Annotated in this window: 25 protein-coding genes; 15 read left to right on the forward strand and 10 right to left on the reverse strand. The window is 54.5% G+C overall.

Annotated features, from left to right (window positions below; genetic code table 11):
- Positions 1–9: 9 nt before the first annotated feature.
- The 7 genes from QBD29_RS16930 to QBD29_RS16960 all read right to left on the reverse strand — a co-directional run bounded on the left by QBD29_RS16930 (position 10) and on the right by QBD29_RS16960 (position 6,104).
- The gene (locus QBD29_RS16930) at positions 10–300 is read right to left on the reverse strand and encodes a 4a-hydroxytetrahydrobiopterin dehydratase (protein WP_280099257.1); all 291 of its coding nucleotides are present in this window, start codon (positions 298–300) and stop codon (positions 10–12) included.
- Positions 278–1,477 carry a GNAT family N-acetyltransferase gene (locus QBD29_RS16935; protein WP_280100995.1) on the reverse strand — a complete coding sequence of 400 codons (1,200 nt, stop codon included), beginning with the start codon at positions 1,475–1,477 and terminating at the stop codon, positions 278–280. Before QBD29_RS16935 ends, QBD29_RS16930 begins: the two co-directional genes overlap by 23 nt.
- A 31-nt stretch (positions 1,478–1,508) precedes the next feature.
- A complete protein-coding gene (locus QBD29_RS16940; protein WP_347936027.1) occupies positions 1,509–2,228 on the reverse strand; it encodes a glycerophosphodiester phosphodiesterase family protein in 720 nt (239 codons plus the stop codon).
- Positions 2,229–2,254: 26 nt separating this feature from the next.
- Complete coding sequence (locus QBD29_RS16945) at positions 2,255–2,719, reverse strand: RidA family protein (RefSeq protein ID WP_280099259.1); 465 nt, start codon at positions 2,717–2,719, stop codon at positions 2,255–2,257.
- A 138-nt stretch (positions 2,720–2,857) separates the two neighbouring features.
- Positions 2,858–4,189 carry an HlyD family type I secretion periplasmic adaptor subunit gene (locus tag QBD29_RS16950; protein WP_280099260.1) on the reverse strand — a complete coding sequence of 444 codons (1,332 nt, stop codon included), beginning with the start codon at positions 4,187–4,189 and terminating at the stop codon, positions 2,858–2,860.
- Positions 4,186–5,928 carry a type I secretion system permease/ATPase gene (locus QBD29_RS16955; protein WP_280099261.1) on the reverse strand — a complete coding sequence of 581 codons (1,743 nt, stop codon included), beginning with the start codon at positions 5,926–5,928 and terminating at the stop codon, positions 4,186–4,188. The genes QBD29_RS16950 and QBD29_RS16955 overlap by 4 nt, the downstream gene beginning before the upstream one ends.
- Entirely contained in the window at positions 5,928–6,104 is a 177-nt protein-coding gene (locus QBD29_RS16960) for a hypothetical protein (RefSeq protein ID WP_280099262.1), read from the reverse strand. Before QBD29_RS16960 ends, QBD29_RS16955 begins: the two co-directional genes overlap by 1 nt.
- Before the next feature lie 149 nt (positions 6,105–6,253).
- Between QBD29_RS16960 and QBD29_RS16965 the strand changes: the two genes are divergently transcribed.
- Both QBD29_RS16965 and QBD29_RS16970 read left to right on the forward strand, forming a co-directional pair.
- On the forward strand, positions 6,254–6,991 hold the full coding sequence (locus tag QBD29_RS16965; protein ID WP_280099263.1) for a VacJ family lipoprotein: 738 nt from the start codon (positions 6,254–6,256) through the stop codon (positions 6,989–6,991).
- A complete protein-coding gene (locus QBD29_RS16970; RefSeq protein WP_280099264.1) occupies positions 6,981–7,577 on the forward strand; it encodes an ABC transporter substrate-binding protein in 597 nt (198 codons plus the stop codon). The genes QBD29_RS16965 and QBD29_RS16970 overlap by 11 nt, the downstream gene beginning before the upstream one ends.
- Positions 7,578–7,647: 70 nt before the next feature.
- Here the strand turns inward: QBD29_RS16970 and QBD29_RS16975 are convergent, their stop codons facing one another.
- A complete protein-coding gene (locus tag QBD29_RS16975; RefSeq protein ID WP_280099265.1) occupies positions 7,648–9,945 on the reverse strand; it encodes a PBP1A family penicillin-binding protein in 2,298 nt (765 codons plus the stop codon).
- Positions 9,946–10,199: 254 nt separating this feature from the next.
- Here QBD29_RS16975 and QBD29_RS16980 point away from each other — a divergent pair, with 254 nt between their 5' ends.
- The 5 genes from QBD29_RS16980 to QBD29_RS17000 all read left to right on the forward strand — a co-directional run bounded on the left by QBD29_RS16980 (position 10,200) and on the right by QBD29_RS17000 (position 14,918).
- Positions 10,200–10,538, forward strand: coding sequence for a P-II family nitrogen regulator (locus QBD29_RS16980; protein WP_280099266.1), 339 nt, complete (start codon positions 10,200–10,202; stop codon positions 10,536–10,538).
- A gap of 28 nt (positions 10,539–10,566) precedes the next feature.
- Entirely contained in the window at positions 10,567–11,889 is a 1,323-nt protein-coding gene (gene amt, locus QBD29_RS16985) for an ammonium transporter (protein WP_280099267.1), read from the forward strand.
- Between the two features lie 161 nt (positions 11,890–12,050).
- A complete protein-coding gene (locus QBD29_RS16990; protein ID WP_280099268.1) occupies positions 12,051–12,806 on the forward strand; it encodes a class II aldolase and adducin N-terminal domain-containing protein in 756 nt (251 codons plus the stop codon).
- 2 nt (positions 12,807–12,808) lie between these two features.
- Positions 12,809–13,780 carry a sterol desaturase family protein gene (locus tag QBD29_RS16995; protein WP_280099269.1) on the forward strand — a complete coding sequence of 324 codons (972 nt, stop codon included), beginning with the start codon at positions 12,809–12,811 and terminating at the stop codon, positions 13,778–13,780.
- 160 nt (positions 13,781–13,940) lie between these two features.
- Entirely contained in the window at positions 13,941–14,918 is a 978-nt protein-coding gene (locus QBD29_RS17000) for a sterol desaturase family protein (RefSeq protein ID WP_280099270.1), read from the forward strand.
- Here the strand turns inward: QBD29_RS17000 and QBD29_RS17005 are convergent, their stop codons facing one another.
- Positions 14,919–15,842, reverse strand: a complete 924-nt coding sequence (locus QBD29_RS17005; protein ID WP_280099271.1) for a helix-turn-helix domain-containing protein — start codon at positions 15,840–15,842, stop codon at positions 14,919–14,921. It lies immediately after the preceding gene.
- A gap of 74 nt (positions 15,843–15,916) precedes the next feature.
- Between QBD29_RS17005 and QBD29_RS17010 the strand changes: the two genes are divergently transcribed.
- The 3 genes from QBD29_RS17010 to QBD29_RS17020 all read left to right on the forward strand — a co-directional run bounded on the left by QBD29_RS17010 (position 15,917) and on the right by QBD29_RS17020 (position 20,095).
- Complete coding sequence (locus QBD29_RS17010) at positions 15,917–17,077, forward strand: acyl-CoA dehydrogenase family protein (protein WP_280099272.1); 1,161 nt, start codon at positions 15,917–15,919, stop codon at positions 17,075–17,077.
- Between the two features lie 211 nt (positions 17,078–17,288).
- The gene (locus QBD29_RS17015) at positions 17,289–19,316 is read left to right on the forward strand and encodes an acetate--CoA ligase family protein (RefSeq protein ID WP_280099273.1); all 2,028 of its coding nucleotides are present in this window, start codon (positions 17,289–17,291) and stop codon (positions 19,314–19,316) included.
- Entirely contained in the window at positions 19,313–20,095 is a 783-nt protein-coding gene (locus tag QBD29_RS17020) for a carnitinyl-CoA dehydratase (protein ID WP_280099274.1), read from the forward strand. The genes QBD29_RS17015 and QBD29_RS17020 overlap by 4 nt, the downstream gene beginning before the upstream one ends.
- Positions 20,096–20,112: 17 nt before the next feature.
- Here the strand turns inward: QBD29_RS17020 and QBD29_RS17025 are convergent, their stop codons facing one another.
- Positions 20,113–20,487 (reverse strand): hypothetical protein, encoded by a 375-nt coding sequence (locus QBD29_RS17025; protein WP_280099275.1) that lies wholly within the window; start codon positions 20,485–20,487, stop codon positions 20,113–20,115.
- A gap of 185 nt (positions 20,488–20,672) precedes the next feature.
- Between QBD29_RS17025 and QBD29_RS17030 the strand changes: the two genes are divergently transcribed.
- From QBD29_RS17030 to QBD29_RS17050, 5 genes are read left to right on the forward strand one after another with little or no spacing between them, the layout of a single operon-like run.
- Entirely contained in the window at positions 20,673–22,073 is a 1,401-nt protein-coding gene (locus QBD29_RS17030; protein ID WP_280099276.1) for an aminotransferase, read from the forward strand.
- Between the two features lie 54 nt (positions 22,074–22,127).
- Positions 22,128–23,324 (forward strand): aromatic ring-hydroxylating dioxygenase subunit alpha, encoded by a 1,197-nt coding sequence (locus QBD29_RS17035; RefSeq protein WP_280099277.1) that lies wholly within the window; start codon positions 22,128–22,130, stop codon positions 23,322–23,324.
- Positions 23,321–24,247, forward strand: coding sequence for an ABC transporter permease (locus QBD29_RS17040; RefSeq protein WP_280099278.1), 927 nt, complete (start codon positions 23,321–23,323; stop codon positions 24,245–24,247). Before QBD29_RS17035 ends, QBD29_RS17040 begins: the two co-directional genes overlap by 4 nt.
- Positions 24,244–25,053, forward strand: coding sequence for an ABC transporter permease (locus QBD29_RS17045; RefSeq protein WP_280099279.1), 810 nt, complete (start codon positions 24,244–24,246; stop codon positions 25,051–25,053). The genes QBD29_RS17040 and QBD29_RS17045 overlap by 4 nt, the downstream gene beginning before the upstream one ends.
- Positions 25,050–26,132: an ABC transporter ATP-binding protein gene (locus QBD29_RS17050; protein ID WP_280099280.1), complete on the forward strand. Its 1,083-nt coding sequence runs from the start codon at positions 25,050–25,052 to the stop codon at positions 26,130–26,132. Before QBD29_RS17045 ends, QBD29_RS17050 begins: the two co-directional genes overlap by 4 nt.
- Positions 26,133–26,515: the final 383 nt, after the last annotated feature.

A 26,515-nucleotide genomic window follows, 5' to 3' on the forward strand; every position in this document is an offset into this window, starting at 1 on the left:
CTCACTCCTTTAGGACGCCAACGCGTCCATTTTCTTTGCCAGTTTCACGTCCAATTCGGACAATCCATCTACGTCATGGGTGATCAACACCACATCGACGCGGTTGTAAACATTGGACCACTCAGGATGGTGGTTCCATTTCTCTGACCAAAAAGCCGCGCGGGTCATAAACCCAAAGGCATCTACAAAATTCTTGAACTTGAATTCCTTGCGGATCGCATCACGCCCCTCTTGCAAAATCCACCCGCTCTCGATCAATGGGTCCAACACACTGCGATCACTCAGCTTCTCGACCTTCATCCTCGCCTCCATTTTTGCGAAACGGACCATACTCCGTCAGCACCTCTATGTCTTGATCCACCGCCTCGCGTTCAGCGGTGACAAACCGTGCCACTGCATCGCGAAATCCTGGATCGGCAATCCAATGCAGGGAATGCACAGGCGTTGGCAAATACCCTCGCGCCAGTTTGTGCTGCCCTTGCGCACCTGCTTCTACGCGCGCCATCCCATTGGCAATCGCATAGTCTATAGCTTGATAATAGCAGACCTCGAAATGCAAACATGGGTGATCTTCTTGGCATCCCCAATACCGCCCATAAAGCGTGTCACGCCCGATCAAATTCATCGCACCCGCCACCCAATGCCCATCACGTTCGCACATGATAAGCAGAATGTCGTCACGCAATTCTGCCTGCGCAATGTCAAAAAATTCACGACTCAGATACGGCTGCCCCCACTTTCGCATACCTGTGTCTTGGTAAAACTGCCAAAACGCGTCCCAATGTTCTGGCTGAATTTGATCCCCCGTAAATTGATGGATCACGCCACCAAACCCCTGCGCCACGCGCCGTTCTTTGCGGATCGCTTTGCGCTTGCGCGACGACAACGCGCCCAAAAACCCATCAAAATCCGCATACCCATCATTGTACCAATGAAACTGCTGTCCTGTGCGATGCAACAATCCCATCTGTGCCCCTGCAATTGCTTCGGCTTCGGTGCAGAACGTGGCATGGATCGACGACAATTCATTTTGCGCCGCCAATTGCACCGCACCTTGAATTAGCGCCGACATGCCCACATCATCGCAGCCCTCGGCTGTCAAAAACCGCCGCCCCGTGGCGGGCGTAAACGGAACCGCCGCCTGTAATTTCGGGTAATAGGCCCCACCTGCATTTTCATAGGCATGGGCCCAGTTGAAATCGAAAATATACTCACCTTGCGAATGGTTTTTGGCATAGCACGGCATCACGCCGATCAGTTGTCCATCGCGGCGCGCCAACACATGGCGCGGTTCCCAGCCCGTGCCGACCCCAACCGATCCACTGTCTTCCAACGCTTTCAAAAACCGATAGGTGGTGAATGGGTCAATCGGGCGGCCCGAGCCCGTTTCAGGGCAGGCACACCGATCCCACTCCGCCGCCTCAATCTGATGAAGGCCGCCAATCACTGTCACTTCGATTTGCGCATCATCCGTCATGGGTTCTGACATGGCCTTTGCCCCATCAGGATCAAGCCAAATACCCCTCAAACGTCACATTATCGACAATCCGTCGCGCGTCGGCCTCTTGCTCTGCGGATTTCACCGTCCAGCAAAACACCGATGCACCAGATGATTTCAACTCTGCCACACGGGGCGCGTCCAGATCATTCACGTTATGCGAAATGAAACACGCACCAACACGATCATAGTCGGGAATGCGTGCCAACTCGGCCAATCGCGCTGCATCCACGTCAGGCCAGTCATCCGTCAAAAACGGATCCGTCACCAAGCCGCGCGGAATATGCGGCGCAAACTCCGCACATTTGGCCACGGAATGCGGATTAAACGACATCAACGCCACCGCCCCATCATATCCCTTCAGGTCGTCACAGGCGGCTTGCTCCATATCTCCCGTATCAGGTCCAAGCGCCCCGTCCTGATCTTTGATCTCCACCAACAGCGGCACTTGCCCGTTTACCAGCTGCAAAAAATCCGCAAATGTCGGAATACCCTCATCCCCATGGCTCAGACGCATCGCTTGTAGTTGTGCCGCCGTGTGATCCCGCACTTTTCCGTAATGCCGCGTTAACCGCTGCAACAGGTCGTCATGAAACACCATCGCCACCCCGTCGGATGACAGCTGCAAATCAATCTCTAGTCCATAGCCCGCGGCCATGGCCGCTTTGGCCCCAGAAACAGAGTTCTCAGGCCGCCCTATTCGCACATCATGCAATGTGCGATGGGCCAAGGGGGCTTTTTTAAAGGCGTCTAACATCACGAAATTTGGAAAATGCCTTCGACTTCAACGGCAACGCCAAACGGCAAGGATGAACAACCAACAGCAGCGCGCGCATGCGCACCCGCCGCGCCAAACACCTCGCCAACGAAATCAGATGCGCCGTTGATGACTGCAGGATGATCCGTGAAATCTGCGGTGGAATTCACAAAGCCACCCAACTTCACCACCTGCTTCACCCGATCCAAATCCCCACCACAGGCGGCCTTAAGCTGTGCAATCAGGTTCAACGCGCAAACCCGCGCCGCCTCTTGTCCACCAGCCACATCCATATCATCGCCAAGCGTGCCAAGGATCAAACCCTCTTCGCCTTTTGCGATTTGGCCAGACACGTAAACCATGTCCCCAACAATCACATAAGGCACGTAATTCGCCGCAGGCGCAGGCGCATCCGGCACCGTGTACCCCATTTCATTGAGCCGCGTTTCATAGGTTCCAGCCATGCCATCCTCCAAAGATAAGTTTCGGCCAAGCTACTTCACAGACCGACACCTGCAAGCGAAAAACCACGCTCAGCTCTTTTTGGGTCAAATATCCAAATGCCACCGCCGCATCCCACGATACGGCCATAGGCAACAACCCTAACTCTCGCGGAACGCGCGGTTAAAGTAATCCGTGAACGGTTTCGTCAGATAACTCAGGGGCGATCGGTCTGCCGTTTTGATAAAGGCTTCAACGGGCATCCCAGGCAGCAATTCCACATCGCCCAACCGCTCCATTTCGCCTTCGTTGGGTTCAATTTCTGCGGAATAATAGGAAATGCCAGACACTTCATCCTGAAACACATCCGCTGAAACCTTCACCACTTTGCCAAAAATTTCGGGGGTTGTACGCTGATCAAATGTGGAAAACCGCAGGCTCGCATCTTGGCCCACATGCACTTGATCCACATGGATGGCCTCAATGCGGCTGCTGATCACCAACGGGCTATCGGTTGGAACCACATACAGAATCGGATCGGCAGGACGCACCACAGATCGCAGTGCATGCACCGTCAAACCATGCACCACACCTGACATCGGCGCGCGCACATCCATCCGTGCCAGCGTTTCTTCCAATGAAAGTTTCCGCTCCACCATTTCTATTTCAGTATAGGTCAGATCGCGCAGTGTGGTGATCGCTTCTTCGCGGCGCGTGCCGCTCAATTGCAGGATTTGAATGTCCGTTTCAATGATCTGGGCTTCACCGCGCGCAGCCGAACTTTCCAATTCGCCGATGGTTCCGTTCAACCGCGCCGCTTCGCGTTGCAACGACAACACCCGACTGGCCTGCGCCAATCCTTTTTCCAGCAATCCCTGCTGATCCTTTAACTCTTTGCCAATCAATTCCACCTGCACAGAGGAAGACGCCAGCTGTGCCTTCACACCACGGATTTGCAGGCGAATTTGCTGTTTGCGTTCTGTCAGCTGTTTGATCTGTTGGCGCAGTGTTTCGCGCCGCGCTTCGAACAACCGCGTCTGGCCTTGCATCAACTGCCGTGTGGCCACATCGGTTTTCGCCGCTTCGACCAGCTCTGGCGCAAAAATTAGGCTATCCGCATCGTCTCGCTCCGCCTCAAGTCGCGCACGCCGTGCGATGATTTCTTTCAGTTGGTTGTCAACGGTCGTTAACTGAGATCGCAACAGCGTATCGTCAAAACGGATCAGCACCTGCCCCGCCTGAACACGGTCGCCTTCTTTCACGTCGATTGTGCCAACCACCCCGCCTTGGGGGTGCTGTACCACTTGGCGCAGGCTTTCGACTTGGATCATGCCGCTGGAAATAATCGCGCCTGAAATGGTGGCGAAATTGCCCCAAACGCCCAGCACGCTGAACAACAAAACAACCGCAAGCATGCCAAACACCATCGGTTTTTTGGCAGACCAACGAACCCGCTCAGGGGCTTTGGACTGTGGGGCGGTCTGCTGGCTCATGATGCTTTCCCTTTTTGCAAAGCGTCCGTAATTTGCGCCACGTTTTTCACCTGTTCTTTCAACACGTCATCGCGGGGACCAAACGCCTTGCGCATCCCGTGTTCCAGCACCAACAGATTTTCGCATTCGGCAATCGCCGCTGGACGGTGCGCCATGATAATCACCGATTTACCTTCGGCTTTCATGGTGCGAATGGCTTCGTTCAATGCGTTTGATCCAACGCTATCCAGATTGGAATTGGGCTCATCCAGAACCAAGATCAACGGATCCCCATACAACGCCCGTGCCAGACCCAATCGCTGGCGTTGCCCACCAGACAACCGCCCGCCAAAATTGCCAATCGGTGTGTCGTACCCTTGGGGTTGTTGCAAAATCATGTCATGCGCACCCGCTTTTTTCGCCGCGGCCACCACGGCCTCGGCGTCAGGGGTTTCAGACATTCGCGCGATGTTTTCTGCAATGGTTGCGTCAAACAACGTCACAGTTTGAGGCAAATACCCGATATAGCTGCCCAACACATCTGGATCGTAATTGTCCAACGCCGCACCATCGAGCCGTATTTTCCCCGATGCAGGGCGCCAAATGCCACAGATCACGCGGGCCAGTGATGATTTCCCCGCAGCGGAAGGCCCAATCACGCCAAGCGCCGTTCCAGGCTCCACCTTGAACGTCACCATTTTCAGGCTGGCTTGTGTTTCACCAGGCGGAACCGCCGTCAGGTTTTCAGCTGTCAGCAATGCTTTTGGTCGTGGCAAAGGTGTGCGTGAGACTTCGTCAGGGACCATTTCCAACAATTTGGACAGATTAAACCATCCTTGCCGTGCCCGTGTGACCAACGGCCATTGTCCGATGGCCATTTCAATCGGGGCCAGTGCGCGGCCCATCAGAATGGACCCAGCAATCATCGCACCCGGTGTCAGTTCGTTTTGCAGCACCAAATACGCGCCCAGCGCCAACATGGCAGATTGCAGAAACAACCGAAACGCTTTGGTAAACGATGTAAAGCTCCCTGTCAGATCGCTTGACCTGATGTTTGATCCCAACGACTGATCCCGCGATTTGCGCCACCGTCCCAAAACGGCACTGCGCATACCCAGCCCTTGAACAGCCTCTTTGTCGTCGCGCACGCTATCGGCAAAACTATCGGCCATTGCCCCTTGGTTATGGGCTTCGATCACACCTTTTTTGGATACCCATTGATTGATGAACGTCACCGCCACCAACAACAAACCACCCGCAATCGCCAAATACCCCAGCATCGGGTGGAACATGAAAATGGCGATGGCAAAAATGGGCGTCCACGGAATGTCAGAGACCGCAAACAACGCAGGCGAAGTCATAAGCCGTTGCACAGATTCCAAATCCCGAAGGCCAGATTGCACCTTGTCGCCTGATCCTGGCTGTGTCGGAACGCGCAAGATCGCCTTGAACACACGTTCATCCAAATCCGTCTGAAATTGCGCCCCCGCGCGGGCCAAAACACGCCCGCGCGCCCAATCCAAAACACCAAACAACAGATACAAAAAAGCAACCAACACAAACAACGCGGCCAGCGTTGCCTCTGATCGGCTGCCCAGCACGCGATCATACACCTGCAACATGAAAATCGGGCCTGTCAGCATCAGCAGGTTTACAAAAACACTGAAAAACCCGACCGAGATAAACAAACCACGGCTGCGCCTGCGCACATCGCGCAATTCCGCCAAGCCCACGGGGTAATGCATCTTTTCGCCAGCCATTACAGGAATCCCACCATTCGTCTTATTTCTTTTTCAAACATTACTTTATCAAACACCTTAACAAAAACCCACCAAAGCATGGCTTTATCAGGCTCAAATCCGCCCAAGACTGTGATTTTTGACACATCCACACTGATTATCCTGTGAAATGCTCCCTCAGAAAGCCCTTTTTTCAATTCTGGCCTTTATCTTTGGTCGCATTATGTCAACGGTATCTGGGGTATCGACACAAAAACCACAATTTCGACAATTCCAACTCTGCTTATCGACACCTCTGCTCAATCCGCGTAATACGCCCTCTCAGTTAACAAAAATGTTGCCAACCATGACCCTGTATTCTTTCCGTGCAATTTTTTCCGTCGCAGCGCTGGCGCTTTTGGCCGCCTGCTCGACCCCGCCTACGAAGAACGCGATCCACGATCCAAGCGAAGCTGAAAACCGCAAGGTCCACAACTTCAACAAAGCATTGGACCGTAACTTGGTTGCGCCCATCGCTCGTGGCTATGGCAAGACCGTCCCCTTGCAGGCGGACCGCGCCATCAGCAACGTCGCCTCAAACCTCGCCATTCCAGGTGAAATCGTGAATTCTTTCCTGCAATTCCGCATGGAAGATGTCATCACAAACACCATCCGCTTTACCACCAACACAATCTTTGGCGTTGGCGGTCTGTTTGACGCGGCAACCTTCCTTGGCATGGAAGAAGACGTAGACACCGATTTCGGTGAAACCCTCGCGGTGTACGGCTTCCCCGAAGGCGAATACCTCGAAGTGCCCGTCTACGGCCCTCGTACAGAACGCGAGGCTTATGGGCTGGTTGTTGATTTCTTCCTTGATCCAGTCGGCAACTTCTTGCCTTCAAGCGCACGCAAAGGAACCTTCCCGCTTTATGTTGTGGACAAGGTTGGCGACCGAAACGAATATGACGATGCAATCAACGGCATCCTCTATGAATCAGAGGACAGCTACGTGGCCGCGCGGTCATTGTATCTGCAAAATCGTCGGTTCAAACTTGGATCAGCTGCGGACAATCTTGACGATCTGGAGGACCCCTATGCAGACTAATACATTCACACGCCGCGCCATTATGGCCATGCTGGCATCGCTGCCTTTGGCTGGGCCTGCTTCCGCATTGTCACAACAAGACGCAGAAAGCCTGATTGGCAAACTGACCGACGATATCTTTAAGGTCATCAATTCTGGCAAATCAGAATCCGCAATGTTTCGGGATTTCGAACGCATCTTCGTAAAATACGCAGACGTTCCAGTGATCGCCCGCTCATCCCTTGGTGTGGCACGCCGCAGTGCATCCAAATCCGAACTGAGCGCCTACACCAAAGCCTTCCAAGGCTATGTATCGCGCAAATACGGTAAACGCTTTCGCGAATTTATCGGTGCCACGATCGAAGTCACCAAATCCCAAAAATCCAAACGCGGCTATTTGGTGGACAGCAATGTCACATTCAAAGGCAAGCGTCCGTTTTTGGTGCAGTGGCAAGTCTCAGACGCATCTGGCCGCGACCGCATGTTTGATATCATCATCGAAGGCATTTCAATGCTGCGCTTAGAGCGCGAAGAAATTGGCGCGATGCTGGATCGTCGTGGCGGCGATATCGGCAAACTGATCGCACACCTGAAAAAAGCGTCTTAAACAGACCTTTACCTAAAGAAAAAGCGCAGCCCTTGGCTGCGCTTTTTGTGTTTTTGATGTGTCGAAACATTTAGTTCTTTTTGCGTCCAAAAATACTGCCCAGAACCTTATCAACAATGTTCTCGGCTTCTTCCTCCAGCTTTTTGATATCTCTTTCCACCTGATCCGTCAGATCACGTAGCGCTTCATTTGCACCCTTTTTGCGATCCGTTCGGGTGGCAACTTTTGGCTCTTCAATCACAGGTGTGCGCGGCACGAACATCGGCAATGGTGCAGGCACATGCCCATCCAAAACCCGTGTCATGGTTTCGCGCCAAATCTCGGTCGGCAGGCCGCTGCCTGTCACACCCGTCAGTTTGGTATTGTCATCATACCCCATCCAAACCCCAACAACGTAATCATTGTTAAAGCCGATGAACCACGCGTCTTTTGCGCCCTGTGTTGTACCCGTTTTACCCGCGATTTCCACACCAGCGATTTGGGCTTTGCGGCCTGACCCGTTTTCCACAACTTGGTTCATCATATACATCAACTGTTCTGCGGCCCCTTGCGAAATCACCCGTTCACCTGGTTCGTTAGAATGTACAATCAGCGGCGTGCGATCCCCCTGCAACGTCAATTCCATCACACCATATGGCGTCACCGCCACGCCACCATTCAGAATCCCCGCATAGGCGCCTGTCATTTCCAACAATGTGCTTTCCGATGCGCCCAACGCCATAGACGGGCCTGGGTTGATCTTGTTCTTAATGCCAAATCCCTGCGCGATTTCCGCCACTTTATCCGTGCCAATGGCAACAGCCACCTTCACCGCAACCGTGTTCTTGGATTTGGCCAAGGCGGTGGTCATCGTCATCTCGCCTTCGTATTTCTTGGTATAGTTCTTTGGCGAATACTCCCCAGACCCGGGAACATTCATAGTGAACCGTTCATCCACAACCTTTGTGTCCCAGCGCCACCCATCATTCAGCGCTGCCGCATAGACAAACGGCTTAAACGATGATCCCGTCTGACGCAGCGCCTGTGTCGCGCGGTTAAACCCACCCGCATTGCCTGTCTTTTTGCCGCCAACCAACGCGCGGACCGCTCCATCACGGGACAGCACAACAACCGCAGCCTGTGCCTTTGATCCTTCGCGCACTTTGTTTTCAAAGATGAAATTCAGTCCTTCTTCGGCCGCCTTTTGCACCCGTTTGTCAAACGTACTGCGGATCACCAAATCTTCTTTGGTGTCTTTCAGAATGAAATCAGGACCCGCCTCCACAATCCAATCCGCAAAATAGGTTCCGACTTTGGATTTTGCCGTTGCAGACAACTGCGCAGGATTGTTACGCGCGAAACGTGCTTCACTGGCGCTCAGTTTCTTTTGATCTTCCATCAATCCGATAATCAGATTGGCACGGTCCTGCGCTTTGCCGATGTTGCGCGTTGGCGCGGTAGAGGACGGCGCCTTCAAAAGCCCCGCCATCATCGCGGCCTCAGCCACGCTCACTTCGGACGCGGACTTTGAAAAATATCGTTGCGCTGCTGCTTCAAAGCCGTTGCTGCCCGCCCCCAAATAGGCGCGGTTCATGTAAATCGTCAGGATTTCATCTTTGGTGTATTTCAGCTCCATAGCGAAAGCCATGGGCACTTCTTTGATCTTGCGCTCAATCGACCCCATGTCCGAAAAGAACACCAGCTTGGAAACCTGTTGCGTAATTGTAGAGCCACCATGCCCTTTTAACGGGTGACGCCCTTCACGCAGGTTTGTGCGGATCGCGCCCGCAATACCACGCGGTGAAATGCCCAAGTGTCGATAAAACCGCTTATCCTCGGTCGCGACCACGGCGTTTTTCAAATGTGGGGCCACTGAATTGGCATCGACCAATCCACCAAACTGATCCCCGCGCCATGCAAACACCTGACCCGCCTCATCCAAAATTGTGACAGACCCGCGTTGGCGATCATCCATCAGCGCGGCTGCGTCTGGCAAGGTGGAATAGTAATAAGCTGTCGAACTGCCAACGACCACCGCCGTGACAATTGAAACGCGGAAAAACACCCACCAGAAAATTCGCAAAATGCCAAAACAGACGAACCGGATAAACCGTACAAAGATATTGCGCTTTGGCTTGGCAGGGGCTGCACGTTTTTGGGTTGGTTGCGCTTTGGGTGTGGCTGCCTTGGCGCTGGATTTCCCCTTACGCGCGAAAATCGACCAGAACCCGCCCTTGGATTTTGGCGCAGCTTTTTTCTTGGCCGCACCCGGTGTCATTTTGGCAGCCAAAGACGACGCCACCGAAGACGATATCGATGCTTTCGTCTTTTTGGACTTAAACACCTTTTTGGGCGCCACCAAAGGGCGTCGTTTTCCGTTTTGTGCCATAACCGCTCGTGCCTGTTTTAGGTCGTTATCCCTAAGATAGTCTTTCTGCACAGGTTTGTGGAGTGCTAGGAAAGCACGATTGTCAGAATCTTTTCTGCATATTTTTTGTACATTTTTTATTCAATGATCATTTTTTAATCAAAAACAGGTTTTTCTGCGCCGCAGCAATCACCAGACATTGCTCCACACCACCGATTCTTTGTTGCTTAACGCATCTGCGGGCAAAACGTCCCGAACAGCAATCAGAGGACAGAATGAAGCTAATCATCGCAACAATTAAACCCTTTAAGCTGGAAGAGGTACGAACCGCGCTCACCGACATCGGCGTCAAAGGCATGATGGTCACCGAAATCAAAGGCTACGGCGTGCAATCAGGCCACACCGAAATCTATCGCGGTGCGGAATACGACATCAACTATGTTCCAAAGGTCAAATTGGAAATCGTCGTCACCAGCGACATGGTGGACCAAGCCGTCGCCGCAATCGAAGACGGCGCAAAGACTGGCAAAATTGGCGATGGCAAAATTTTCGTTCTCGACGTGCAACAGGCAATCCGCGTACGCACAGGTGAATCTGGCGATGACGCAATCTAAAGAAACAGCAAACTTCCAAGGACATACAATGACACCTTATCTCAAAAAACTCCTCCTTGTGGCTGGTCTTACGGCACTCCCCGCAGTCGCCTTTGCACAAGACACTCCAACGGGCGTCTCTGCCGAGGTCAGCTTCATCCTCACAACGCTTCTGTTCTTGATCGGCGGTTTTCTCGTCTTCTTCATGGCTGCAGGGTTCGCCATGCTCGAAGCAGGGCTCGTGCGCTCCAAAAACGTCACCATGCAGCTCACCAAAAACATGGGTCTCTTTGGGCTGGCGTGCGTGTTTTACTATCTTATCGGTTTTAAGCTTATGTACCCTGGCGAAGCATGGTTCATCACGGGCATCTTGGGAACGCTCAGTTCAACCACTCTTGAACCCGTTGGTCTGGCCGCTGCCGATGCAGATTTGTCCTACGCCTCTGTTGGTTCAGATTTCTTCTTTCAGTTGATGTTCTGTGCGGCCACGGCATCTATTGTGTCGGGCGTATTGGCAGAACGTATCAAACTCTGGCCGTTCCTGATCTTTGTCGTTCTCCTGACGGCGGTGATCTACCCGATCCAAGCCTCTTGGAAATGGGGCGGTGGTTTCTTAGAGGCCGCAAATTTTCAAGATTTCGCAGGCTCTACCATCGTCCATTCCGTTGGCGGCTGGGCAGCCTTGACGGGTGCGATCATACTTGGCCCACGCATCGGAAAATACAAAAACGGCCGTGTCACACCCTTCCTTGGCTCCAACTTGCCAATGGCCACACTGGGCACGTTCATTCTGTGGCTCGGTTGGTTCGGCTTTAATGGCGGATCCCAACTTGCCATGGGCACAGTGGGCGATATCGCTGACATCTCGCGCATCTTTGTGAACACCAACGCAGCCGCCGCAGGGGGCGTGGTCGCGGCTCTATTCTTGACCCAACTGCTCTATAAAAAGCCAGACCTCACCATGATCCTGAACGGCGCATTGGCGGGCCTCGTGTCGATCACGGCTGAACCGCTGACACCTTCCATCGGCGCGGCCACGCTGATCGGTGCTGTGGGCGGCGTTATCGTGGTAATCACCGTTCCCCTGCTTGATAGATTCCGCATCGACGATGTGGTTGGCGCGATTCCTGTCCACTTGGTTGCAGGCATCTGGGGCACAATCGCGGTGGTCTTTACCAACTCTGCCGCAAGCCTTGGGGCACAGCTTTTCGGAATCCTGTCTGTCGCAGTGTTCGTGATCATCACCTCCACCGTGGTGTGGCTGTTCCTCAAACTCATCCTCGGCATCCGCGTCGATGAGGAAACCGAAATCAACGGGCTCGACATGGCGGAACTCGGCATGGACGCCTACCCCGAGTTTTCCAAAACCTAAACCACGCAATCCCCATGGGGCGGTCCGCTGCCCCAACTCTGGCCGAGCCTCCCCTACAGAGGCTCGGCTTTTTATGCACCAAATCCGCCAAACGCAGGTCGCAAACAGCATTGATCCAAACCCATCCGTCATGCTTCATACCTCTAACTCAGGAGGACACTATGGCCATCGCACAACTTCACCCGAACATGGATCACTGGAACGAACGCGTCGATCTCGCCGCCGCCTTTCGTTGGACAGAACGCCTGAACTTTCACGAAGCCGTTGCCAACCATTTCTCCTTTGCAGTGAACGATGATGGCACACAGTTCCTGATGAACCCAAACCAAATGCACTTCGCACGGATCAAAGCATCCGATCTGCTCTTGCTTGATGCCAACGATCCGAACGTTCTGGAAAAACCGGGTGCACCCGATCCCACAGCGTGGGGCCTGCACGGCTCGCTGCACCGCCTCTGCCCCCACGCCCGCTGCGCCATGCACGTGCATTCCATCCACGCCACCGTTCTGGCCTGCCTTGCCGACAGCACCCTGCCTCCCATCGACCAAAACACCGCCACTTTCTACAACCGCATCGTGGTGGACGACCAATTCGGCGGCCTCGCGTTTGAAGAAGAAGGCATGCGCTGCGCCCAGCTCTTCACCGATCCCAAAGTCAAAGTCATGGTCATGGGCAACCACGGCGTGATGATTATCGGCGACAGCGTCGCTGACACCTTCAACCGCCTTTACTATTTCGAACGCGCCGCAGAAACCTACATCCGCGCGCTGCAAACAGGCAAAGAGCTGCGCGTGCTGTCCGACGCTATCGCAGAAAAAACCGCGCAAGAGCTGGAAGATTATCCAGGCCAAGCCGAACGCCACCTATCCGAACTCAAAGCCATCCTCGACGAGGAAGGCTCGAACTATGCGAGCTGACGATGGCGCAGAACAAAGACTGGAACTATCACCCAGACCTGCCGCTTGCCGATAAATCCATCTGGCAATGGCCACCCAGCCCACGTTCCATCGGCGGCTATTTCGCCCGCAATTGGCTCCGTCTATCCGAATTCATGATCCTTTTCCTGATGGGCCTGTTCTGCTGGTTCTTCCTTTACCCATCCCTAGATACCACCAAAACCTTCGCCATCGGCTGGATCGCCCAAATCTGGATCGTGAACATGGGCGTCATGCTGGTGTCTGCTGGCGGGTTGCATTGGTATTTCTACACCCGCAAAGCCCAAGCCAAGACGCTCAAGTTCTCGCATCGCGATATGATGCGGGAAAACCGAACCTTCAAATTCGGCGACCAAGTCAAAGACAACATGTTCTGGTCCCTCACCAGCGGCGTTGCCCAAATCACAGTGTTTCAAGCAGTCTCTTTCTGGCTCATGGCCAACGGCTATGTCCCAACCATCACTTTCACCAGTAACCCAATCCTGTTCATCGCGATCATTCTCGCGTTGCCCATCTGGTCCGCTTTCCACTTCTACTGGGTCCACCGTTTTCTGCACGTCCCGTTCATGTACACCCGCGTTCATTCACTGCATCACCGCAACATCAACATCGGCCCGTGGTCAGGGTTTTCGATGCACCCCGTTGAACACTTTTTCTACATTACATCGCTGTGCATTCACTGGATTGTGCCAAGCAGTCCCATCCACATCGCCTTTCATGTTATGTACCTCGCCCCAGGGGCGGCCATGACCCACACCGGCTATGAGTCCCTGCTCGTGAAAGACAAACGCCAATTGGAACTCGGCACATTCTACCACACGCTCCACCACCGTTATTATGAATGCAACTACGGCAACCAAGAAATGCCATGGGACCGCTGGTTCGGCTCCTTTCACAACGGCACCGAAGAAAGCACCCGCGAAACACGGGATCGCAAGAAACGGATGTATCAATAAACGCAACACTGTCCCTGACCTGATCGGGGACATCAGACTATGAACATTGAAGCACCATAAAATTGTAGAAAGCGTTTCGGTTTTCACGAAAAAAACCCTTCTTCTTGCATGATATATCCATTCCGCGTTTCATGAACGCAACTGCGAAAAGGACACCAAAATGACCACCCGCCAAGAATGGAACCATCTGCCCGAAACCCCAATCCAAGTGTCCCCCCTTTGGCAATGGCCCCCCAAACCCTACGCCGCCTTTCGCTGGTACTTCGACAGCTGGTTTTTCATCACTGTCAACCTCACCATCGTTGCCTTAGCCGTTGCTTCCTATTACTTCGCCAGCCCCACACTCGAACAAACCGCAACCTTCCAACTGTGGTGGATGGCCCTCATCTGGGTCCGTAACGCGGCAATCGTCACATTGCTCGCTGGAACGCTCCATCTGTGGTTCCATAAATACGCCATGCAGGACACGGATCTAAAATACGATCCGCGCCCCTTCCCACGCAATGGTCGCATGTTCACCCTATCAAGCCAGATGAAAGACAACATCATCTGGACCATCGGCAGCGGCGTTACCATCTGGTCCGCGTTTGAAATCCTGTTCTGGTGGTCCATGGCTAACGGTTATGCCCGCACCATCACGTTTGAAACCAACCCCATCTGGTTCATCGCCATCTTCTTCCTCATCCCAATTTGGGAGAGCTTTTATTTCTACTGGATGCACCGGGGCCTGCACACCAAAGTCATGTACCGCTTTCACGCCCTGCATCACCGCAACACAGATATCGGCCCATGGTCTGGCATGTCGATGCACCCCGTCGAACACTTTTTCTATTTCGGCTCGGTGCTCACTCACTTCGCCATCGCCAGCCATCCCGTCCACGTCATATTCCACCTGATGTTCTACGGCCTCTTGGCGATCACCACGCACACAGGGTTCGAAGGCGTCCTTTTCCGCAACAAAAAGCGCCTGCACTTGGGCAACTTCCACCACCAAATCCACCACCGCTATTTCGAATGCAACTATGGCAATCTGGACGTGCCGTGGGACAAACTGTTCGGCAGCTGGCACGACGGCACACCCGCAGGCAAAGAGGCGATGAAACAGCGGCTGAAAGACCGCTCCGCCATGCGAAAATAACTACCCGCGCAACGCGCGCGGGCTGGTCCCGAACTCCACCTGAAAAGCCCGCGTTAAGGCGGTGGCATCCTGATATCCACAGCGCACCGAAATCTCGGCCACACTCAGCGTGGTTTCCAACACCAATTTACGGGCCAAAACCATCCGCTGTCGGCGATACACTTGCCGCGGCGTTGCCCCCAACGCCGCTTTCATCCGCCCTTCCAATGCCTTTTGCGACAGGCCCACATGCCGCGCCAAATCTGCAATCGCCAGTGGCGTTTCGAGATGCGCCTGCATCACTGAAATCGCCTGCGCAACGGGCCGATCCTTGGGCGCAACCCCGTCGCGCCCCCCAGACATAAACAGCGTACGCACATCTTGGCGCAAGGCCTCGCCTTTCAAATCAGCAATTAGCTCCACCACCAAATCAAACGCCGCCATGCCCCCCGTACAGGTGATGCGATCCCCATCCATCACATGACGCTCTCGCACCACATCCACATCAGGAAACGCCTCGGCAAAGGCGTCTAACTCTTCCCAATGAATGGTCGCACGCCGCTGATCCAACAGCCCTGCCGCCGCCATCAACCACGCGCCCGTATCAAACCCGACAATCGCGCCGTATCGCTGCGCCGCCATGCGCAACCCCGCCCAAGACAGCGTGTCAGAATGCGCCCGATACCCATAACTCGGCATCACAAACAACAAATCCCCCGAATGCTGAAACAACCGCCCACTGGCCGCGATTTCCATCCCGCTCGAACTTTTCACAGGCGCGCCATCCATCGACAAGAACGCCCATTCAAAAACAGAGCTCCCCGTCAAATCATTGGCTGCGCGCAACGGTTCCACTGCATTCGCAAGGCAGTGGTTCGAAAACTGGTCGAACAACAAAACCCCAACACGCACGGTTCCCGTTTCTGATTTTTTCCAAATAGGCATGATAGCGGGATAAATCAGCAAGCCGCCTCAACACAAGCAAATTACGCTCCTTCCAAACGCAAAAGGATGTTCCCATGCAATACGGCCTCACCGAAGAACAAGAGATGATCGCCTCCACTGTGCGCAGCTTTGTGGAAAAAGAAATCTACCCCCACGAGGAATTGGTGGAACGCACAGGCGAAGTCCCCAAAGAAATCGCGGATGAAATCAAACGCAAAACGCTGGAACTCGGTTTTTACGGCTGTAATTTTCCCGAAGAAGTGGGCGGTGCGGGCCTCAACCACAAAGAATTCGCACTTGTGGAACGGGAACTCGGGCGCGGGTCTATGGCGCTCAACCACTTTTTTGGACGCCCGCAAAACATCCTCATGGCCTGCAATCCAGAACAGCGCGAACGCTACCTGATGCCTGCCATGCGCGGCGAACGGATGGACGCATTGGCCATGACGGAACCGGGCGCAGGGTCTGATGTGCGCGGCATGAAATGTTCGGCAGTGCGCGATGGCGGGGATTGGGTGGTGAACGGCACCAAACACTTCATCTCGGGCGCAGACCACGCAGATTTTATCATCGTTTTCATCGCCACAGGCGAAGACGACACACCCAAAGGCCCGAAAAAACGCATCACAACATTCCTTGTGGATCGCGGCACACCAGGCTTCACCATCCGCGAAGGATACAAATCCGTATCCCATCGCGGCTATAAAAACATGATCCTTGAATTTGACGATTGCCGCCTGCCTGATGCGCAGGTGCTTGGCGAAGTGGACGGTGGCTTTGCAGTGATGAATGAATGGCTTTACGCCACCCGCATCACCGTTGCCACCATGTCCGTGGGTCGCGCACGCCGCGTGTTCGATTACGCGCTCAACTATTCCGCCGAACGGGAACAATTCGGCCAACCCATTGCCAAATTCCAAGGGGTCAGCTTTCAACTTGCCGATATGATCACAGAAATTGACGCGGCGGATATGCTCACCCTTGCCGCAGCCGACAGGCTCGACAAAGGTCTGCCCTCAAACCGCGAGATTGCCTCAGCCAAACTCTATGCCACCGAAATGCTCGCCCGTGTCACCGACACGGCCATCCAAATCCACGGCGGTATGGGGCTGATGGACGACTACCCGCTCGAACGGTTCTGGCGCGACGCCCGCGTCGAACGCATCTGGGACGGCACATCGGAAATCCAGCGCCACATCATCAGTCGCGATCTGTTGCGGCCGCTCGGGGCATAGATTTCATGCGCTCCGCGCGGGAGATATTTGAGGCCAGAAGAAACAGCGGCGGGCGGTTCAGCCCTCTGCCCCATTTCCGGCTGACAGAGGGCCTTCTCCTGGCGCGGTCATCGGCTTCCCAGCCTGTACCGCCGCACCACTTGATCCGATTCTGGTTAACAAAACCTTGCTTCTTTTGGCCAAAAATATCCTCGCCGAAGGCTAGAATACGATGACCCTAAACCGTCTTATTAATCCCAATTCTATCGCCATTATCGGTGGCGGTGCATGGTGCGCATCTGTTGCACAGCAAGCGAAGAAAATGGGTTTCAGCGGTGAAATCTATCCCGTTCACCCAAAACAAAAACCACTCGCAGGCATCCCCAGTTATGCCACTCTCGCCGATCTTCCCAATCCACCAGATGCCTGTTTCATTGGCGTAAACCGTCACATCACGCTTGATGTCGTGCGCGAATTATCCGCCATGGGCGCAGGGGGTGCGATCTGTTTTGCATCTGGCTTTTCCGAGGCTGAGCAGGAAGACGACACAGGAACCGATCTACAGGCACAGCTGGTTGCCGCCGCAGGCGACATGCCGATCCTTGGCCCTAACTGTTATGGCCTGATCAATTACCTTGACCGCGCCATCCTGTGGCCAGACCAGCACGGCGGCATGCCCGTGGACAGCGGCGTTGCCATCATCACCCAATCCTCGAACATGGCCATTAACATCACCATGCAGGCGCGTGCTTTGCCCATCGCCGTCATCGCCTGCGCGGGGAACCAAGCGCAAACAGGCATGGCAGATATCGGTTTTGAACTGCTGCAAGACCCGCGCATCACTGCTCTTGGTTTGCACATCGAAGGCTTCAATGATCTGCACTCCTATGAAACCCTCGCTGCAGAAGCACACCGTTTGGGCAAACCCATCGTTGCGCTCAAGGTCGGGAAATCCGAACAGGCACAGGCGGCCACCATTTCACATACCGCATCCGTTGCGGGTGGGGATGCAGGTGCAGCGGCCTTGCTCAAGCGGCTCAACATCGCCCGTGTGACCAGTCTGCCAACGTTTATGGAAACCCTGAAACTACTGCATTTCACGGGCCCGTTGCCCAGTGCAAACATCGCCTCAATTAGCTGTTCTGGGGGCGAAGCCAGCCTTGCCGCTGACACCGCCGTCGGCCATGCCGTCAACTTCCCCCCCCTCACGCAAACGCAGCAAATCAATCTGCGCGCGGCCCTTGGCCCCATGGTCGCATTGGCCAATCCACTCGACTATCACACCTATATCTGGCGCGATGCGGATGCGATGACCGCCGCATGGGCGGCCATGATGGAACCCCATCTCGCTCTCACGGTGTTGGTCGTGGATTTCCCCCGTGCGGATCGCTGCTCTGACACAGATTGGGATTGCGCGATAGAGGCCGCAGGCCGCGCCAAAGCGCAAACGGGTGCAAATGTTGCCATGGTCACAACCCTGCCTGAAAACCTGTCTGAAACCATCGCGAAACGGCTCGTGGATGTGGGCGTGATCCCGTTGCTCGGCCTGAGGGAATCCATTGAAGCGGTAGAAGCCGCTGCCAGTTTCACACAGCCCAACTCGGCCCGTGTTTTATTGCCAACGCCCGCATCTGAAACTGCTGAAACCCTGTCCGAAGGCGCGGCGAAACACGCACTCGCCGCATATGGTTTGCGCATTCCAAATGCCAAACGCGCATCCTCTCCCACACAAGCCGCAGAAATCGCCAATGCCATCGGCTTTCCTGTGGTTGTCAAAGGCGAAGGCATCGCCCACAAATCCGAAGCAGGCGCGGTGGCGCTCAACCTGCAAACGCCCAACGATGTCTCCCACGCCGCAAAAGCCATGCCAACGGACGGTTTCTTGATCGAAGAAATGCTCGTGGGCGGTGTCGCAGAGCTGCTCATCGGTGTGGTCAAAGACCCCGCACATGGATTCGTTCTCACGCTCGGCGCGGGGGGCACGTTTACCGAGTTGCTGTCTGACAGCGCGTCCCTGCTTATTCCCGCCAGCCGCAGTGATATTGAAACCGCGCTTAGCACGCTCAAATCCGCCAAACTCCTGTCTGGATTTCGCGGCGCAACCGCCGCCCATATGCCGTCTATTTTGGATGCGGTTGAGGCGATCCAGAACTACGTGCTTGCCAATGCGCAAGGCTTAGAAGAAGTTGAAGTGAACCCGCTGATCTGCACGCCAACCGATGCTATTGCAGCCGATGCGTTAATACGGAGAGACCCATGACAAATCCCATCAAGACCCACCGTGAAGGCGGCATTTTGCAGGTCACGCTCGACCGTCCCAAAGCAAACGCCATTGATCTGGAAACCAGCAAAATCATGGGGGATGTATTTGCAGATTTCCGCGATAATCCAGACTTGCGCGTGGCCATTATTACAGGCGGCGGCGAAAAGTTCTTTTGCCCTGGCTGGGATCTAAAGGCGGCGGCCGATGGGGACGAAGTGGATGGAGATTACGGCGTTGGCGGCTTTGGCGGTTTGCAAGAATTGCGTGGCATGAACAAACCCGTCATCGCAGCCGTTAATGGCATTTGTTGTGGTGGCGGCTTGGAACTTGCCCTGTCAGCGGACATTATCTTGGCCGCCGATCACGCGTCTTTTGCCCTACCAGAAATCCGTTCTGGCACTGTGGCCGATGCGGCGAGCATCAAAATGCCCAAACGCATTCCTTATCATATTGCCATGGAAATGCTGCTCACAGGGCGCTGGCTCGATGTAGAAGAAGCGCACCGTTGGGGGTTTGTAAACCAAATCCACCCAGCCGCAGAATTGATGAACAAAGCGTGGGAAATGGCCCGCCTTTTGGAAAGCGGTCCCCCTCTTGTTTATGCGGCAATCAAAGAAATCGTGCGTGATGCCGAAGACAGCAAATTCCAAGACGCCATGAACCGCATCACCCAACGCCAATTGGCATCTGTTGATACGCTTTACGCATCCGAGGATCAGCTGGAAGGGGCCAAAGCCTTTGCCGAAGGCCGTGACCCCGTTTGGAAGGGGCGATAGCCCCCACTTTAAACCCGCTATAAAATAAAGTTGCTTTCATCCAACTCCGCTGGATCAATCGCGCTGAGGATCAGGCAATCTTCGGGTTGCCCGCCTGCGCGGCACAGGTCAATTTTTGTGGCCCATCCCGTATCCACAAACAGATCGGCAAGCGCGGTGTGGCTCAGGCCAAAATGCGTCAGGTCTACCACATCCAAATCTGGATCAAAATCATGGATGATGCTTTCCCCTGAACAACTGCGCGACACAAACGTGTCTCCATCATCCTCTGTCATCCAAGTGGCTGCTTTCTTCGACACATCTTTCGTAAATCGGTTCGCAGGGTTCAGCGCCACCGCCCCAAATGCGGGTTTCGCATCGCGCAGCGTTGAACGTTCCATTACATCAGTCATAGTTTCCTCACTCGTTTAGTCCCGCTGCTAGCCTGCACATTTATCCCTAACGGAAGGTTAGGACGGGTCATCGAAGTGCCGATGATTTGAGTCAAATCAACGCGCCATGCGAAAAATTCAGCACAGATGCCCTTGAAAACTTGGCCCCGCTCTTGTCTACTTTGGACAACAAAAGGGATCCCATCATGCTGACCAAAGACCGCCTGAACGATGCAGAGGCACACCTGCGTGCGCTTGATCAACGCCACAATCTGCATCCGTGGACTCATTTCGAAAGCCATGAAAAAGAAGGCGCGATGGTTGTAGCATCGGGCAAGGGCTGCCATTTGACGGATGCCAACGGCAAAACCTATCTCGATGCGGTGGGCGGCATGTGGTGTACCAACATCGGCCTTGGACGCGAAGAAATGGCAGATGCCATCGCCGATCAGGTGCGCGAACTGGCCTATTCCTCTACCTTTGTGGATATGACCAACGGTCCAACCGCCCTGCTTGCTCAAAAAATCGCAAGCCTGACTCCCGGCGACCTCAATCACATGCAATTCACAACGGGGGGCTCTACGGCTGTTGATACCGCTTATCGTCTAGTCGGGTTCTACAACCACTGCCTTGGGCGTCCCGAAAAAACCCACGTCATCGCGCGGGATCAGGCCTATCACGGCTCCACGTTTGTCACCATGTCCATCGGCAACAAAGCCTCTGACAAAGTCGAAGAATTCCAATACCTGCGCGACGGCATCCACCACATTTCCGCACCCCATTACTACCGCGCAGAAGACGGCGTTTCTGAAGCTGAGTTCACCGACCAACTGATCGCGGAATTTGAATCGAAAATCGCAGAGATCGGCGCGGATAAGGTCGGCGCATTTTTCGCCGAACCGATCCAAGCCTCTGGCGGCGTCCTTGTCCCTCCAAAAGGCTACCTCAAACGCATGTACGACGTGTGCCAAAAGCACGACATCCTGTTTGTGGCAGACGAGGTCGTCACCGCCTTCGGTCGCCTTGGCCATTTCTTCGCAATCGAGGCAGAATTCGGCATCATCCCCGACATCATCACCTCCGCCAAGGGCCTGTCCTCTGGCTACCTGCCTATGGGTGCAATGATCTACTCCGACCGCATCCATGACGTCATTTCCAAAGGCGACGAACACCGTTGGTTCGCCAGCGGCTTCACCTATTCAGGCCACCCAGTATGCTGTGCCGCCGCGCTCAAAAACATCGAAATCATGGAACGGGAAAACCTTCTGCAAAACGCGGCAGAGGTTGGCACCTATTTTGAAGAGCAGCTTCACACCCTGAACGACTTAGAAATCGTTGGCAACGTACGCGGCAAAAAGCTAATGATGTGCGTTGAAAACGTCAAAGACAAAACCACCAAGGAACTGCTTCCAGACGAGCTGAACATCGGCAAACGCATTTCCAACGCGGCCGAGGCAATGGGCCTGTTGGTGCGCCCCATCGGGCACCTCAATGTCATGTCGCCGCCCCTCACGCTCACCCGCGAAGACGTGGATTTCCTTGTAAAAACACTGCGCGCTGCCATCGAACAAGTCACGGGCGAATTGAAAGCCGAAGGCCACCTTTAATTTCTCCTTGCCTCAGACGCCGATTCACCGTTCCATACCCAACGGGAGGACACAATGCTCGACGATAAATCGGAAATTCCAGCAGACTGGGATCGCTCTGGCTTGCCGGGCTGGTCCTATTTTTCGCAAGAGCTGTTCGACCTTGAACGGGATGTAATCTTTCGCACCCATTGGCAGCTGGTCTGCCATATTTCCGAAGTCGCGAGCGCAGGCCAATACGTCACGCTCGACATTGCCGATGAACGCGCCCTTGTAATCCGTGGTCACGACGATGAAATCCGTGCCTTTCACAACCTTTGCCGCCACCGCGGCTCCCGCGTTGTGGGCGATGATCGCGGCACGTGTAACAAGGCGCTGATCTGCCCCTACCACGGTTGGGCCTATAACCTTGATGGCACCCTGCGTGGCATCGCCTCCAAAGACACGTTTCCACCAATGGACCCCGACAAATGGGGCCTAAAACCGCTGGAAATGGAAATCTGGCAAGGCTTCGTCTTTGTCCGTTTCCAACCCGGTCCACAACCCTCCGTGGCCGAGGTCATGGGCCGTTTCGACGCCGAAATCGCCCCCTACCGCACCGCCGAAATGATCTGCCGCGAACCCACAGACATATTTGAAGAAGCAGACGTAAACTGGAAATCCGTGCGCGATGTGGATAATGAGGGCTACCACGTCCGCCAAGCCCACCCAGGCCTGCACGACCTTTACGGCAAAGACTACTACGACGAACCCTACATCAACGGCACATCCCGCTCCTACGGCCCCTTCAACGAAGGCCCCTCTAAATTGTGGTCCGTACGCAACTACCGCAAATTCTTGCCAAAGGTCGATGGCCTGCCAGACAGTCATCAAAACGCGTGGGTCTATTTCGCGATGTTCCCCAACACCGTGATCGGCATGTACCCAGACGGCGTGTTCTTTTACCAAGAAATCCCCGTGTCCCCCACCAAAACAAAACAACGCGGCGGCATTGTCGGCCATGCCGATGACAGCCGTGAAATGCGGGCCGCCCGCTACCTGTCAGGGCGCATCGACAACGACACCGTAAAAGAAGACCAGATGCTGACCATCTGGTCCTGCGAGGCAACAAAATCCTCTGCCTATGACGGCATCGTTTTGTCCGATCTGGAATACGGACTCAAAACCTATCACGATCACCTGCGCGTCCATATGCCGGTGTTAAATGATGTGAAAGAACCCGCCGAAGGCACACTGGCCAAGCGCAACGCTGATTTGAAAGCCAACCCATGAGCAGATTTTCAAAATGGCGACAATCTGAAAACGCACAAGGCCTCGCCCTTGTCAGCCCCACCTTCATCTACGCGCTCCTTTTGCTCGCCGCCCCCATTGCGCTTGTGGTCGCGCTGTCCTTCTGGACCCAAGATTACCTCACACTCGACAAAACCCCCACACTCAACAATTACCGCGAAGCATGGGGAACCGAGAAATGGGGCTGGACGTGGACGGAAATGAAAGCTTGGGGCTCGCAGATTTACACGGTTTTGATGGCCCGCTCGCTCAAATTGTCGATGCTCGTCACGTTCTTTACGATCTTACTGGCCTTCCCCGTCGCCTATTACGTTAGCTTCTACGTAGACCCAAAACGCAAACCGTTCTGGATTTTCATGATCACTATCCCGTTCTGGACCAGCTACCTAATGCGGATTTTCCTGTGGAAAGTGATCCTCGGCTACAATGGCGTGGTCAACGGCTCGCTTATGGGCCTTGGCATCATCGAAAGCCCGATCCGCGAAATCGCCTATTCGCAAAACGCCGTCATCATCACCCTCGCCCACGCATGGGTTCCCTTCGCGATCCTCACCATCTTTGTCGCGCTCGAAAAAATCGACCGCTCCTTGCTAGAGGCCGCCGAAGACCTCGGCGATGGCCCCTTCCGCCGCTTCATCCGCATCACCCTTCCACTCGCCATGCCAGGCGTCGTGGCCGCCACCGTGATCGTGTTCATCCCAACCATCGGGGATTATGTAACGCCCAGATTGGTCGGCGGGCCCAATGGCCTGATGATATCCAACATGATCGAACTGCAATTTAAAAAGGCCAACAACGCCCCCTTGGGCGCGGCCCTTGCGCTCTCAGCCATGTTCCTTGTCACGTTGATCTCGCTAATCTTTGTGTGGATGAACCGTAAATATCTAACGGGGAATGGCCGATGAAATCTTCAACATGGCTCAAAACTTATATCGTCGTGTTTATGGTGTTCCTCTACGCCCCAGCACTGCTCTTGCCGATCTTCGCCTTCAACGACTCCTCCATCGTGTCCTTCCCACTGAAGGGGTTCACCACCGAATGGTTCACTGTCCTTTGGCAAACCGAAGCCCTGCACACCTCCGCCAAAAACAGCCTGATGATCGCGGTCACGTCCGCAGTGCTCGCCACCTTCTTTGGCACACTCGCCGCCCGCGCATCGGCACGATACAAATTCAAAGGCAAGAAACCGATCATGGGCTTTATCATGATCCCCATGGTGCTGCCCGAAATCATCGTCGGTGTTTCGCTCCTCGTCGTGATCCTGCAACTTGGGTTTGAACTTGCCCTTTGGACCATCATCCTTGGCCACACACTCATCTGCATCCCGTTCTGTGTGGCGATCCTCAACTCTGCCTTTCTCGCGCTCGACAACTCGCTCGAAGAAGCTTCTTTCGATCTTGGCCAAACGCGGCTCAAAACCTTCTGGCTCGTCACACTGCCCCTCGTAATGCCGGGCATCGTGTCCTCGCTCCTCATTTCCTTCACCATCTCGCTCGACGAGTTCATCATCGCCTTCTTCCTTGCAGGCACGGAACCAACGCTGCCTGTCTACATCTGGGGCCAGCTGCGTTTCCCACAAAAACTCCCGAGCTTGATGGCCCTTGGGACCATCCTCTTGGTCCTCTCCATCATCCTTCTCATCATCGCGGATTACTTCCGCCGCCGCAGTGCCCAGAAAACTGGCGCTGACACGTCCGGAGGCTTCATTTGACCCAACCCATCATCCACCTTTCAGGCATCGACAAATTCTATGGCGACTTTCAGGCGCTGTATGATGTGAACGCTGACATCCAAACGGGCGAGTTTTTCTCGCTGCTCGGCCCCTCTGGCTGTGGCAAAACCACACTTCTGCGCACCATCGCGGGGTTCGAAGAAATCTCAAAGGGCACCATGATGATCGACGGCCAGTCGATGGACGGCGTCCCTGCCAACAAACGCCCCACCAACATGGTGTTCCAATCCTACGCCATCTTTCCGCACATGACCGTGGCTGAAAATGTTGCTTATGGCCTCAAGGCGCGCAACACACCGAAATCCGAAATCGGCCCAATGGTGGCAGAGGCCCTTAAAATGGTCGGCCTCGAAGGGTTCGGCGACCGCGCCTCCCATGCCTTGTCTGGCGGCCAACGCCAACGCGTTGCCCTCGCCCGCGCACTGGTCCTGAAACCCAAAGTCCTCCTGCTCGATGAACCCCTTTCCGCGCTCGACAAAAAGATGCGCGAACAAATGCAATCCGAACTGCGCCACTTGCAACGGGCCGTTGGCATCACCTTCATCCTCGTCACCCACGACCAAGAAGAAGCCCTCACCATGTCCGATCGCATCGCCGTCATGTTCGACGGCCGCATCGCACAACTGGCCAGCCCCCAAGAACTCTACCGCCGCCCCATCAACCGCCAAGTGGCCGACTTCATCGGCGTAATGAACTTCCTCGACGTGTCGATCAAATCCGAGTCCCCCGCAGGCTACCAAGTCGACATCGCAGGCCTCGGCGCGGCTACAGTCCCGCTCGACCAAGCCCCCGCAGGCGTCGGATCAGACACCAAAGCAGGCATCCGCCCCGAAATGCTCACCCTGCTCTACGACGATCAAAAAGCCGCCGAAAACGAAGTCCCAGCGACAGTGGCAGACGCCTATTACGTGGGCGACATGACGTATTACGAAGTGAAAATCGACGGCGTAGAAAAACCCGTGGAGATTTCCATGCGGAATACGGCAGGACGGGCGGTTCTGGAACGCGGCGCGAAGACGCGCGTTGGCTGGGGCAATGAGAGTGTGTTGTTGCTGTGAGCCTCACTCCCGAATCACTCTGCGCCTGAACCACACAACCTTAAGGTAAATTCTTCGAAGCCATCCATTCATCTGTTTCCTCTATGGAAACAATAGGTTTCACTGCTATTCGCCTCCCCAAAGCAATCGCTATCTTAATCATCTGTTAAACAACAATTTTATTTAACATCTACACAATTCGCCTTTTCCACAAGTTTCGAAGATCACCACAACTCCACCTTGCGGTGTCCAATTTCGTTTGACTCAAACACGTTTATCAAGAAGCTGAAATCTGTAAATCAACTATGGGTAGCGGGTTTACACATCAATCTGCTCGCAATCGATTGCTCCTTATGGGGCTTCTCTCTTTGTGACCAGCGAAATGTTTGAACTTTAAGTGGTAG

Origin of the sequence: Amylibacter sp. IMCC11727, assembly GCF_029854195.1 — a bacterium.
Classification (GTDB): Bacteria; Pseudomonadota; Alphaproteobacteria; order Rhodobacterales; family Rhodobacteraceae; genus Amylibacter.